8 protein-coding genes and 1 pseudogene are annotated in these 13688 nt (G+C 59.5%); 3 read left to right on the plus strand and 6 right to left on the minus strand.

Annotated features, from left to right (window positions below):
* Positions 1-77: 77 nt before the first annotated feature.
* From ACIGJB_RS32125 to ACIGJB_RS32135, 3 genes are all read left to right on the plus strand, one after another.
* Positions 78-1136, plus strand: coding sequence for an AAA family ATPase (locus ACIGJB_RS32125; protein ID WP_483734907.1), 1059 nt, complete (start codon positions 78-80; stop codon positions 1134-1136).
* A gap of 1182 nt (positions 1137-2318) precedes the next feature.
* Positions 2319-2969 (plus strand): hypothetical protein, encoded by a 651-nt coding sequence (locus ACIGJB_RS32130; protein WP_483734908.1) that lies wholly within the window; start codon positions 2319-2321, stop codon positions 2967-2969.
* Between the two features lie 24 nt (positions 2970-2993).
* Positions 2994-3809, plus strand: a complete 816-nt coding sequence (locus ACIGJB_RS32135; protein ID WP_483734909.1) for an AraC family transcriptional regulator — start codon at positions 2994-2996, stop codon at positions 3807-3809.
* A 261-nt stretch (positions 3810-4070) separates the two neighbouring features.
* Here the strand turns inward: ACIGJB_RS32135 and ACIGJB_RS32140 are convergent, their stop codons facing one another.
* The 6 genes and pseudogenes from ACIGJB_RS32140 to ACIGJB_RS32165 all read right to left on the minus strand — a co-directional run bounded on the left by ACIGJB_RS32140 (position 4071) and on the right by ACIGJB_RS32165 (position 13621).
* Positions 4071-5663, minus strand: a complete 1593-nt coding sequence (locus tag ACIGJB_RS32140; RefSeq protein ID WP_483734910.1) for a methyl-accepting chemotaxis protein — start codon at positions 5661-5663, stop codon at positions 4071-4073.
* A gap of 494 nt (positions 5664-6157) precedes the next feature.
* Complete coding sequence (locus tag ACIGJB_RS32145; protein WP_483734911.1) at positions 6158-8713, minus strand: putative bifunctional diguanylate cyclase/phosphodiesterase; 2556 nt, start codon at positions 8711-8713, stop codon at positions 6158-6160.
* Between the two features lie 290 nt (positions 8714-9003).
* Positions 9004-9695 (minus strand): annotated as a pseudogene (locus tag ACIGJB_RS32150) (transposase); the annotation flags it as partial.
* Positions 9696-10428: 733 nt separating this feature from the next.
* Positions 10429-11142, minus strand: coding sequence for an alpha/beta fold hydrolase (locus ACIGJB_RS32155; protein ID WP_483734912.1), 714 nt, complete (start codon positions 11140-11142; stop codon positions 10429-10431).
* 10 nt (positions 11143-11152) lie between these two features.
* On the minus strand, positions 11153-12664 hold the full coding sequence (locus ACIGJB_RS32160) for a carotenoid oxygenase family protein (protein ID WP_483734913.1): 1512 nt from the start codon (positions 12662-12664) through the stop codon (positions 11153-11155).
* A gap of 111 nt (positions 12665-12775) precedes the next feature.
* Positions 12776-13621 (minus strand): Bug family tripartite tricarboxylate transporter substrate binding protein, encoded by an 846-nt coding sequence (locus ACIGJB_RS32165; RefSeq protein WP_483734914.1) that lies wholly within the window; start codon positions 13619-13621, stop codon positions 12776-12778.
* Between the last annotated feature and the right edge of the window lie 67 nt (positions 13622-13688).

A 13688-nucleotide genomic window follows, 5' to 3' on the forward strand; every position in this document is an offset into this window, starting at 1 on the left:
AACGGGCGCTGGCCGGGCCCGCCGATTGCCGGCCGTGAAGGGCGAAGAGGAACTGATCTCGCCGGCAAGGAGCAGGCATGAACGAGAAGACCACCACAGCCTCGAAAGGCGCACCGCGCGCACGTGTCAGCGCGACCCGAGTCCGCGCAGCCAGCCGCACGCCTCATGCAACGACGGTGAATCCGGCAGACCTGACGGTGCACAATCACCCGCTTGCTCGCCGGCACTATCGGGTGGCGACGGCAGCGATCGAAGGCTTCGTCGACCTCGTCGAACACTGCGTGCGCGTACTGATCCCGGGCGCGCTGATTTACGCCCGCCCTCGCATGGGCAAGACTCACGCAATTGACTATTTGGCATTGCATCTTGGCAGGAACCGGGGTGACATCCTCGTGCTAAGGATGTCTTGCGAATATCATCGCACCGACTACGAGGGGGCGTTCTTTAGTGCATTGTTGAGCGCCGCTGGCATCAGGGACCCACAACCCAGGTTCATTGCCGACAAGCGCTTCGCTTTGATGCGTCGGATTAACGAACAACTACAAATGCGCTCGGGTCACATTGTGGTGCTCTTTTGCGACGAAGCACAGCGACTGTCCAAGCACGCACTGGAATGGCTGCGCGACGTCCATGATCAGCTCGCCCACCACGGCGTGCGCCTGATCACCTTTCTGGTAGGGCAGCCGCAGCTGATGGAACAGAAGGCGCAATATCAGCTCTCCGGTGACGAGCAAATTGTCGCTCGCTTCATGATCGAGCAACTGCACTTCAGGGGCATTACAGGCGCCGTTGAAGCAGCAACCTGCCTGGCTAGTTACGATATGACGCGCTATCCAGAGGACACCGGGAGCACCTTCACGGCCTTTTTCTATCCCGATGCATACGCCGCCGGCTTAAGACTGGAGCAATCGGCCGCGGCGCTGTGGAATGGCTTCGTGAACGCCCACACGGTCGCGCAACTGGCTGGTCCGGTTGAACCGCACATGGATTATTTTACCCGTGCCGTCGAGTCGGTGTTACTGAACGGGCCCCAGTGGGACAGTGCGGGATTGGTACTAGATTCAGCGCATTGGGAGCGAGCCGTGCGGGAGTCCGGGTACGTCGCCGCGCAACAGACCGTCCAGCCGGAGGTATAGATCATGGTCTTGCCGATCCTTGTGCCGGACCTGATCGAGCCCGCTCCAGCGAAAGTGTGGATACCGCGCCCGTCTACTGATTCCGCCACGCCAGTTGCTCCCCTCAATCGATCGCCTCGGGCGCGGAAGCCCGCGGACTTGAACATGGCGGTGAGAATTGTCACGGATCGAGAACGGGCGATTGTGAGGATCTTACGTCCGCTGGGGATTGGTCCCCTCTCGCGTGAGCGAGCTATGAAGGCTGGGGAATTGCTTGGGCTCCATTGTTCATCTGTATATCGCTTGCGGCGGCGCTTCCTCGCGGATCCTGTAGCGAGCGCGTTGATACCGCATAGCTCGGGTCCCAAGGCGGGAGATCTTTTTTTGGCAGCGACGGTTGAGAATATCGTGAAAGAAGTGCTTACCGATTGGCTGCCACGCCAGCCTTATTTCACACATCCGCTTCTTGAGATCTGCGTCGAGATTCGGAAGCGATGTGCGGGGGCGAGTGTTTGTCCGCCCAGCAGAGCTACCGTTTCGCGACGCTGGGCCGCCCATCGGAGGGCAGAGGCGGCGAGCGATGCGAGAGTCAAGCCTCCGCTCAGCAAATCGTCTCGGGCGGGTAAGACCACGGAATTGAACATGACGGACACGAATGCAACGGAGCGCGAGCGGGCGATTGTGAGGGTCTTACATCCGCTGGGGAGGGGGCCTCTCTCGCGTCAGCAAGCCACGAAGGCTGGCGAATTGCTGGGAGTCCATAGGTCTACGATTTATCGCTTGCGCCGGATCTTTCTCGCGGATCCCGTGGCGAGCGCGTTGATACGTCATGACCCAGGTCCCAAGGCGGGGGAGCGGCATCTAGCAGCGCCGGTCGAAAAGATCGTGAGTAACGTGCTTACCGATTGGCTGCCACGACAGCGTCATCTCACGCATCCTCTTCTCGAGCTCTGCGTCGAAATCCGGAAGCGATGCGCAGCGGCAGGCGTTAGTACGCCGAGCAGACCTACCATTTCGAGGCGTTGGGCCGCCCAACGCCAAGCGGAGGCCCAGAGCAGTGTGAGAGTCAGGGTACGTCGGAGAGTACGACAGGAGGTATAGGCCATGACTCTTTCAAGGCGTTGGGCCGCCCAACGCCAAGCGGAGGCCCAGAGCAGTGTGAGAGTCAGGGTACGTCGGAGAGTACGACAGGAGGTATAGGCCATGGTCTTGCCGATCCTTGTGTTGGAGCTGTCTGAGCCCGACCCCGCGTATGTGCCGATACCGCGCAAACAGGAAGCAGCTTCTCAGCCACCGCCAACGAGCAAGCGCGATAAACTCATTCGTTACTGGCGCCAACTCCTGGCCCGCCGAGCGTCTATCGCCAGCAGCTGGCGCCATCAGGCCCGTGCCTCGAGCGACTGGACCTACGAGGCGATGGCTTGCGGCGATTCGAGTGCGTTGCTGCACGACAGCGAGCATTTGACGAGATTATTGCTGCGCCGGGCGTGGGCAAAGGTGCCGCGTCGCCAACGGATAATGATCCGTCGCGCCGTTCGACGTTTCGATCCGAACAAGCCCAACATCAAGGTGGCAGCCTCTCAGGTCAACGCTGTGGCGTGGTTGCTCGCCGCGATGCACTGGAACGGCTGTCGGCATCCCAACGCGCTGTGGTGCAAACCTCTGCATCCCCTGACCGGAGTGGTGCGTTGGCTCAGCGGCTTTGACGTTGTCGAACAGCATGAGCATTCGCGAGAGATCCTCATGATGCTGGCGGAAAGGGTAGTGCGGGTCGAACGGCAAAGCCGCCAGCTCGTTGCTGCGATGAAGGCCGAACGGCAAGTTGTCGCGTTGCTGCCTGAACTCCTGCAGTGACGATTCTTAGTCGTGAGAGAAGAAATGGGCGCTTCCGCTGCGCGTACCAACATTACTACGAAAACGTACCATCTTTACTACAGTTCACGGCTCACACGCCTGCCTCGTCCGCTGTATGGACATGTCGACGCATTGCCAAACCGCGTTCTGGACTTTCGCCATCAACATCCCTGGTGTCAGTTTTCATATGCAGCGCGCGGCGTGCTGGAAATCCTGACGGAGCGTGCCATCTACGTCGCTCCACCGCAATGTGGCGTGTGGATTCCCCCAGGCGTAAAGCATCAGGTGCGCTGCACGAAGGACGCGCAAATTCGCAGCCTTTATCTCGACCGCGCGGTTTGCGATACCCGCCATGGGCACTGCCGTGTGCTAACCGTCAGCTCTTTGCTGAAGGAGTTAGTCTGCGCGTTCAGCGGCTTGCCCGTAGACTATGATGAAAGCGGCGCCGATGGCCGCCTGGCGCAAGTCCTGCTGGACCAGCTTATCGCCGCTCGGGAAACAGACATGATGTTGCCGATGCCGGCCGACTGGCGGATCCGGCTTGTATGTACCGGTCTGCGGTGCCGCGACGGAGCTTATACTAGCCTGAGCGCCTGGAGCAAACGTCTTGCGGTATCAGAAAAGACCCTCTCGCGCCTGTTCCTGCGCGACACCGGCCTAACCTTTCGCGCCTGGCGCCAGCGCATTCGCCTGCTCGACGCCCTGCCCCGGCTCGAGCGCGGCGAGCCCGTGACCGACGTCGCTTACGACTGCGGTTATGAATCGTTGTCGGCGTTTATTATCGCGTTCCGGCGCCTGTTCAGCATGACACCCGGAGAATTTACCCGTCAGTGCGGCTAGCGCGGACGTGAACTGTAGAAAAGAGGGGCTCCCGCACTTAAGGATGGCCGCATCGATCTTATCCGACTTCAAGATCACCACGCGCTTTCCTCCCTCCGCAGCCACAGCCCATTCTCTGGGGCAACATCGCCCAGGGAATGCCGGACCGCAGCACGAAAAGGATTTGGCCCACCTCTTCCGATCAAGGTCTACGCGATATGCTCAGGCATGTACGCCTACACATTTGTCATGGCGAACGGGGGAACCTCGGGCCCGGGGGGCTCAATGTTGCCGACGTTCTTGCGACGACATCGTATCGTCGGATACGCGGAACACGGCAACCGCCTTTCGTAGACTTTCGCTCTGTTCGTTCAGCGAGGTGGCCGCCGCCGCCGCTTCCTCTACGAGCGCCGCATTCTGTTGCGTTACGCCGTCAATTTGTATCACGGCCGCATTTACTTGTTCGATCCCTGCGGTCTGTTCGCTCGACGCAGCCGTGATCTCGCCCATGATGTCCGTCACGCGTTTCACGGCCGCGACAATCTCCTCCATCGTCTTCCCCGCCGTCCCTACCAGCTCCGAACCAACCTCGACCTTCGCCACAGAGCCTTCGATCAGATCCTTGACCTCCTTGGCGGCCGCCGCGCTTCGCTGCGCGAGGTTGCGTACTTCCCCCGCTACGACAGCGAACCCGCGCCCTTGCTCTCCGGCCCGCGCCGCCTCCACAGCGGCATTCAGCGCGAGGATATTTGTCTGGAACGCAATGCCTTCGATCACGCTGATGATTTCCACGATCCGATTTGAGCTACCGGAAATATCATCCATCGTGGCAACCACCTGCCCCACCACTTCGCCACCTCGTTCTGCGATCTCGGAGGCACTGACCGCCAATTGGTTGGCCTGCTTGGCATTGTCCCCATTTTGCTTCACTGTCATGGTCAGCTCCTCCATGCTCGCGGCGGTCTCCTCAAGCGAAGAGGCCTGTTCCTCGGTGCGCTGGGACAATTCCACATTACCCTGCGCAATCTGGTTTGAGGCGACGGAAACAGATTCGCTCGCAAGCTTGATGTCGCGAACGATGTTGGCGAGTGTCTCGCGCATCCGACCGATGGCGTACAGCATGCTGCTGGTGTCCCCGGCGTTATGCCGAACATCGATCGCCAAGTTCCCGGCCGCGATTTCGGAAGCGACCTCCACGGCGTAAGATGGTTCGCCGCCCAGCTGTTTTACGAGTCCTCGGGCGAAGGCCAGTGCTAGCGAGATGCCGACGGCCGCGCAAAGCAGAAGTGCCGTCAGTACCCAAGACCGCGCGTCACTGTAAATTTTCTCCGCTTGCTCGCCGCTCCGATCTGAACCCGTCACATTAACCTCGACGATCTTGGCAAGCCTGTCGTCAATGTCGGCGCGCAAGCGGGAAGCGTCGGCGCGTGTCAGTTGTAGTGCATCCTCCGTCTCGTTCTTGCGCGATAGCGCCACGACCTTCGCATGGAGTGCCAAGTACTCCTCGATCAATTTCTTCACTTCGCCATACAGCAGCTTCTCCGCGGGCTCGCTAATGAGGCGCGCATAATCCGCTTCGGCCTTTCGAAAAGCCTCCAGGGAGGATTGCATACGCTCCTCATACCGGTCCATGTCCGCCTGCGATGTGGACAGGACATGCTGGAGCTCGCCTATGCGGAATTCAGACATGCTGCGTCGCATCTCCGCTGCCGTTCGCACGGAGGGAAGCCAGTTGTCCTTGATTTCGTTCGTTGTATCGCCAACATTTCCCAGTTGGTGGATGGAAAAGACGCCCAGGCCACAGCACATCGCCACCACGACCATGAACGCGCAAACGACCCGAGTAAAGACTGACATATCTTTAAAGGACGGCATAATGTTTTCCTTCTTTGCTCATATGGCATTGATTTGCACGCCGGTTCAAGGCGGGCAGAAATGGAGACCGATTTCGGTACGTGAAGTTAATTAATCAACCCGCGTTGTCATGTGGTGCGCCCGCTCCAAAAGCGGAGGCTTTCTCGTCCGTGTATCTGAACGCTGCCGCAATGGTGTGTAAGCGGGATAGGGTATCGCGAGGCGCACTAGCCGTCGCGGCGTAATGCGACGTTGGCCAAGTCGACGCTATCCTCCGTCGGACTTGAACCGAAGCGCCATTTGCCGACGCCGCCTCGATGTTCTCGGCGCATGAGACTAAAATGGCTCGACAACGCAAATGATGTTTACGTCCTTCACAAAGAAAACTTTAGCCACGCGCACAAGTTTTCCCAAGGGTTGGTGGTCCTCGCAGGCTGACGGCGCGCGGAGAATTCGGCCGTTGCTGCCGTATGCCAGAGCGATGCTTAACCAAATGCGTCAGGCCACCTTGCCCGTCAATTCACCGCGCTTGGCTCGATCTGTTCCGCCGGTAACGGGCGACCATATAAGTAGCCCTGCGCCGTATCGCATCCCATTTCCAGCAACAGTTGAGCAACCTCAGGAGATTCAACGCCCTCGGCGACTACCTGCATGCCGAAGTCCCGGGCCAACCGTATCGTCCAGTCGACAATGCGACGATCCGCTTCGTCTACCGTCATTGAGGCAATGAACGTTCGATCGATCTTGAGCACATCTACCGGCAATTTCTTCAAGTAAGTCAGCGACGAATAGCCTGTACCGAAGTCATCGATGGCCAGTCGCACGCCCAGCTCTCGAAGTGCGCAAAGACGCGCCATTCCTATCTCCGGATCCCGCATCAGGGCACTTTCCGTTACTTCCAGTTCAAGCCGCTCCGGCGACACGTCGAATTCGATCAGCATGACCCGCACCTCTTCAATGAAGTCCGCGCTCAAGAGGTTGTTTGCACTAACGTTCACGGAAACGGACGTCAGGAAGCCTACCTGCTGCCAAGCACTCAACTGTGCCAGGGCTGTACTGATTACCCACTTCGTCAACGAATGGACAAGCTCGGTCGTCTCCGCCAACGGAATGAAGACCGCTGGCGATATTGGTCCGCGGACGGGGTGCGTCCAGCGCGCGAGGGCCTCGAATCCCTGCCAAGCTTGATCGCGAAGCCTCACCTTCGGCTGGTACGCTAGGTGAAGGTCACCATCCCTTATGGCCCGCGCAAAATCAGACCTCAGAGACAGCCATTGCGGCGTCAATTGATCTTGATGACGCATATAGCGCTGATACCCCAGCATGCTACGCTTGGCGGCATACATGGCGACGTCGGCGCAGCGCAGCAGTTGCTCCGGTGTGGTCGCATCTTCCGGATACATTGCAACGCCGATTGCTGCGGTCAGCTCCAGACTTACCCCTTCTACCACAATCGTTTGACGGATCGTGGATGCTAGTTGCTCGCACAAACCTGAAACACCCCCGGACCACTCCGTGGGGTCGGCGCAAATGGCGATTTCATCGCCGCCGAGCCTCGCTACGCACGTCGCGTAACGACACAGCAGCTGACTTAAGCGGTCGCCAAGAATTTTGAGCACGATATCGCCAGCGTAGTGGCCCAGCGAATCGTTGATTTCCTTAAATCGGTTCACATCTATTAGCATGACGGCACATGGCCTGCCGCCGGTCTCGCCAACCTTCAGCGCGAGGTGTTCGAGGAAGGCATAGCGGTTGAGCAGTCCTGTAAGCGTGTCGTGTCGAGCGAGGTACTCTTGTGCCCTGAGGTATTCGCGCTCCTGAGTCACGTCGCTAAGCAGTGCCGTAACCAGAGGCTCGCCTCCGACAGGAAAGGCCGCCAACTGAAGTTTTACGTCAACCGTGTCAGGCAGGTTGATCCTGCGGAAACGAAAATCGACAGTGAACGTGGCTCCGGCTGCAAGCTCGCGAATTTGACTGAGTCCGTCAAGTACTAGCGTGCCGCTGGCCATATCCGCGACGGTGAGGTCGAACAGATTCATGCCCACGATGGATTGCGGCGATTCAAGGCCAAGGATGCGCGCTGCTCCCTGGTTCCCTCGCTGGATACCCCCGTCGCGACCAAGAATGAGCAGGCCATCATTGACCGACTCGAACAACTGCGTATACAGGCGATGACTGCGTGCGATCCTGACAGCCGCGCGTCTCAGACGTACGGCAAACACTATCACCGCGATTCCGCTAAAAAACAGCAGGAGAAGCGGGACGGCGGAACGCTGCAGCCAGACCCCTTCAAGCGAATGCTTCGATACGGCGGTGACGACGGCAAAGGGGTGCGATTCCGACCATGAGAATCCGAAGATGGTCTCGTAGCCGTCCCTGGCTGAACGATCCGAAAAAGCACCATCCTCCTCCTGCTCAAGCTTCTTCAGCCGCGCTGCGGACATCTGGACCGGCTGAGTATCAAAGAGCCCTCTGTCGGCTCTGTAGCTAAATAGGCGCCAGCCACTTCGTGTGATCATATCGAACCGCACCATGGACACAGATTGAAGGCTTTGCGCGGACTTAATGACATCCCGGATCGGCACTAGGGCGAAAGCTACGCCAGTCTGCCCGCCCAGGCCATCAATCGATTGTGCAATTGGCAGGTACCAGACACCCATCCTTCTCGAATACATGAGTGGCAGAATCTCCAGTGCGTTCGCACCGACCTTCGGCAGAGCTCGTTTCAGTTGCACGAGCAAATCGGCAACATCTGCGTGATTTCCCGCTCTGTCCAGCATTGTCAAGCGACTGCCTGATGTGAATCCGAGAAATGCAGACACCGGATCGTAGCGCATGGCTTGGGCTATGCTTTGCCTCACGGACACATCCGCTGGTTGACTCGCCGCATGCAGATCCACCCCGATACCCGCTATGCTGTGCGATGCCTGCTCAAGCTGAGCAGAAATTTGAACCTGCAGCGCCTCGGCCGATTGCATGGTGCTTTGATGCGCTGCCCGCATGGTCGAAAGACGATCTCTGAGAATCCCGTATGCCGCAACGCCAAGCAAGAGAGAGATTGATATGGTCATGCAGATATCGAACTGCCTGGCGCGTTTGGTCTCAAATCTCACAAAAAAATGCTTTAGCATCGAATATGGTGGCAAGATCAAGTCGTATCGCTGAAGTACTCTACGCACAGATGGCATGCTTTCCGCCCGTCTGACTGGGAAGTGTTTTTTCATAGTCAAAAATGTGGGCTCTTGAAGCGGGATCTGTTGCGCTTGGGAGTGTCATTCCCCGAATTATCTCAACTGCGAATGGGTCTGTCCCAGCAAATGCATGCGCACGAGGCGGGAGGCGGCCATGCTTAGGAGGAACATCAGTTCGATTCGCTTAGGAACAGCTCACAAACTTTCTCGACGAATCGGGGGCAGATGACAGCGCAAGCTCAGTTTGAGCAGGGGGGAGGAATACAGAGGCGCCGTTAGAAGTGAATACGCAGCGTGCCGAACGCGGCGAGCTAGGCGTGTTTGCGTTCTATGACTCAACGATGCTTGCCGAGGTGGTTGCTTTTCTCGTTGCCGACGCCCCGCGGACGCGTTTGTCGCCGACACGGTGCGAAGTCATAGCCCTGTAGCTTGCCGGCGCGACTGGGCAGGCGGCCGGGCGAGCCTGGCATTTTGAGTATAGCACCAACCAAGAGTTCGAAGCTCCCCGAGTCGTGCCAATTGACACCGGTCACGGCCGGCGTCAAGGGGACTCCGCGCCGGTCTATAACGAGATGGCCTTTTTGTGCCGACGTTGGCACGGTCCGCGAGGTTCGGTCTACTGCCGCGGCCTGGCCACTGCCGGACCATCGATACTCGCCCGATTCCAGTCGATCTGGTCACGCACACGCAATCGCGTCAGCAGGGCCAAGTGCAAGCGTTCTCCGATGCCGCCGGCCTGCCAATCACGAAGGCGATGCCAGCACGTCATGCCGCTGCCGCAGGCCCGCTCCTGCGGCAATTCTATCCACCCAATGCCCGTTCGTAATACAAACAGGATGCCGTTCTTCGCTATCGCATTTTCTCTCGGCCCAGTGACGGTATCCTCGCTGTTAGCGGCGCCAGCGCGGGGGTGGGGCGTCCAGTGCGCTACTGAGTTCGCCCGCGGCGACATCGCGCCGGAACTATGCGCCCTGCGGAGTCGGGCTGTCCCTGGTGATCTGCACAGGTTTCAGGGCTTTGGATCGGGTGCCGCTTCTCTGTGACCAGAGTGTCGTCATAGACATATCCAAGTACTCATTTTTCCTTGACACGCAGCGACCTCCGCAGTACGGTTGCCGACGTCCACCGTCAGAGTCTTGCCGTTGATGTAGATCGCATCTGCTGCCGCGGCAGAGCAAATTGACGCGCATACGGCGCTGGCCGCCGCGAGTGCCAATGTCACGGTGCATTTGACAGATCGGCTGATCATTGTCGCCCTTATCCTCCTGCCCTTCCTGCCTTGTATTGTCGCTGGTTGAGCCTGCGATGCCCTCCCGGAATCAGGCAAAGGGCTAGCCTAACTGAATCGCGGGAAGCGCACATAGCTCCAGAAGAGGAAGATCCATGGTGCCAGCGGTTACGCCGGTGAAAATGCGTGCTGCCAGTGAGACGGACCGAAGGGCACTCTCATGCGAAATTGCCGATCGGATGTCCGGCACGATCTTGCCGTCATGCTGATTCGATGCCTTATTGTTTGTGCTACGCCAAGGCAACCGAGCATTTTTTTCTTTTGACAATGCGCAAGAAGGGCGCGGCGCCGCAACAGACGTCGGCCGTCAGGCCGCGCCGGATCGTGCTTCCGGCCGAGTCATCCACGATATCAAGGCAGATACCAGTTCGCGCGGGCGCTCCATCGGAAGCAGATGCCCGGCGCCAGCGATGACGCAAAGGTCTACCCGAGCGTCCTTCGCCACGCGCTCCATAATGGGGAGCGGGAATACTTTGTCCTCGGCGCCACCTACCACCAGGATCGGCATGCTGCTGGCCAACAGCCCCGTCCGGTCAGGCCTGGCAATGACGGCCTGGACATGGGCGAGGTAGCGCTCTTGCCCGTAATCGCGCACCATCGCCCGGCGCTCGGCCATCAGGGCGGCGTCGCCGAGACTATCTGGGTGGAAGGCGTTAGCCGCCTGAGCGTCGATCATCGGGAAGTAACGCCCCTCGTGTACGGCGTCGATCGAGGCGCGCCGCTTATCGGACTGCTCTGGCGTGTCGGCGTAAGGTGCGGTGCACATCAGCGCGATACCTTCGATACGTTCCGGCGCGAGTTCCAGCATAGCCAGCGAGACGTAGCCGCCGAACGAAAAACCGGCCAACCAGAATCGGTCCGGAAGGGACGGCAGCAGGGCTGAGGCAACGGCCTCCACCGTGGAAAGTGCGGGGCAATCGACCGCGATACCCCGCACATCCTCAGGTAGCGCCGCCAGTGTCCGGTCAAACACTGCGCGAGTATTGTTCAATCCGGGCACGAGGACAAGATTCTTGCGCATACTGGCTAGCTCAGGGCAGATAAGAAGGATCTCGGTTTTCGCCAGCGATGCGATCGCCCTCCACCCAGCACGCATGTGTGCCCATCGAGATGCGATGCGGAAGTATGATCTGGGCAACCGGTCCGGCGGCGATATTGCTGGCGTCGAGGATCGCGCACTCTGACCGGTTCTGCACCATGTCAGTAATGAAGGTCAGCAGGTAGCCGTCATCTTCCGCCTTCGCTCCGATCCGCCGCGCGATCTGCGGCTCGCTGCCATAACGACCCTTGCCGTACTCATAGCGTATCGTCGAACCGGTCTTCATGTCATAACGCTTAAGGCCGCGGAACAGCCATTCGCCTTTCTCGTAGAGCACGTTATAGCTGTAGCGGTACGGACGGCCGACATAGTCGTTGCTGCAGACGGGGAATTCAGTGATCTCGTCATCGATTTGCTCCTCGCGCGTCTGACCAGTCTTCAGGTTGAAGCGCCACCGGTACATCAGCGTAGGATTGTTGTGCTTGTCGAGGTGGGCGCGAATCTTGGCGTAAGCGGCCTGGCGGCTGGAATCAGTCTGGCCGACGGCGGGCTTGTGCGGGTCTGGCATGATGCAGCCGTCCATTACCACCTCGTCACCATCTTCGTAGCAGTTGGTGAGATGGAGGATATGGCAAGGCGTGCCTTCGAACCAACGGACCTGCGTGGTGTCACCGTGGCGCGGCACCACGCCGAAGCGTGAAGGGAGGTCGCGATGGAAAGCAAGCTGGCGCTGGCCGCGCTTTAGCGCTTCTGGGTTAAAGAAGAACGGCAGATCGTGCAGGATCGTGTAGTTCTTCGTGATGCCGAGGTCGTGCGGCCAACGTGGGCCCGGCAGTTCGATGGGAACGTAGTGTACGAGCCGGTTGTGGCGGTCGATCACCCCATAGTGCATGTAAGGCCAGCTTTCTGGATAGTTGAAGAACATCATCTCCCCGGTCTCGGGATCGACTTTGTAGTGCGAAGCCACGCCGTCTGGCACGGCGCGGGCCCACTCGTGGTCTGGCCCCAGCGTCTCCAGCGAGATCGGATCAAGCCGCCACGGCTCGCTGCCCTGCGACATAGAGGCCAGCAGCTTGCCCGCATGGCAGATCACGTCGGTACCCGCGTTGTCTTTCATCGCACCCATCGAGCCCCAGCCGCGACGGGAATAGAGCTGCGGAGAGAGCATGCCGGGCCAGAGCGAGCGGCCGGCGGTCTGTTCCGCGAGGAAGCCCGTTGTCTCAATGTAGCGGTTGCGGTAGGTTGCGCGCCCGGCCTCAAAATGCACGGCATGCAGCATGCCGTCGCCGTCGAACGGGTGATAGACGCCGATCGACTCGTGCGCCTGGTTATGGGTGTTACGCACGTAGATGCCGTGAAGATCCTTTGGAATCTCACCGATGACCTCCAGGCTGCCGGTGTCGGCAATGAATTCATCCTCATTGGGCGTGAACGGCCCCGTGAGAAAGGGATGGTCGGTGTCCTTGGCAATCGTTGTGGGAAAGTGTCGAATGCGTTCCAGCATGTTTGGCTCCTGTTCCGAAAGTCGGGCGGTATCGCCCTGCATGCGGGGCGTGATTGATGCAGATTTAGTGTGCGGCGCCCGACAACGGCAGGACATCGCACAATGTCTTGCTTACTGCTCCAGCTTGATCTCGCCCGATTTCACCATCCGGGCGTACTGCCGCGTGCGGTCCTCAATCACCGTCCGGAAGGCCTGCCGAGAGTTGCCGACAACGGTGTAGCCCATTTGCTCGAACTGCGACCGGATGCGCGGCGTGGCGAGAGCCTTTACGAACGCGGTGTTGAGCTTGTCGAGGATTGGCGCGGGCGTACCCGAGGCGGCGGCGTAGCCCACCCAGCCATCGGTACGGAAGTCGATGCCCAACTCGCGGAACGTCGGCACCTTCGGAAAAGCCGGCACCCGCTTGTTTGCAGCCACAGCGATAGGCACCACCTTGCCGCTCTCTGCGAAAGGCCGCGCCGAGTTCGTGACTAGCGCGAACTGCACCTGGCCGCCGGCGATGTCGTTCATCATCTGAATCTCGCCTTTGTAGGGCACGTGGGTGGCCCGGATGCCCAGCTTCTGCGCCAAGATCACGTTGTTGAAGTGGAAACTGGTACCTGCACCGGGTGTGGCGTAGTTCAATTCGCCGGGACGCTTGCGAACATAGTCGGTGAATCCCTTCAGATCGTGTACGCCAGTCGACGGAGCCACCACTAGCGCCAGGTAGGTCTCGACGGCCTCGGTGATCGGTTCGAAGTCCTTCAACGGATTAATGCCGTAGTTCCTGTCGGTCAACGGCAGCGTGATCATGGTCGCGGGAACCACCAGCGCGATCGTATAGCCGTCGCGCGGGGCGCGTCGCACGGTATCGAGCCCGATCTTGCCGCCGGCGCCGGCACGATTCTCGACCACGATCGGCTGGCCCAGCAACCGACCGGCTTCTTCGGCAAGTGTGCGCGAGACCGTATCGGTCAAGCCTCCTGCCGGATAGGGCACTACTAGTGTGATCGGCCGCTCTGGCCACTCGCCAGCGTGGGCTTCC

The organism is Cupriavidus sp. C2SS-8b (assembly GCF_057073745.1).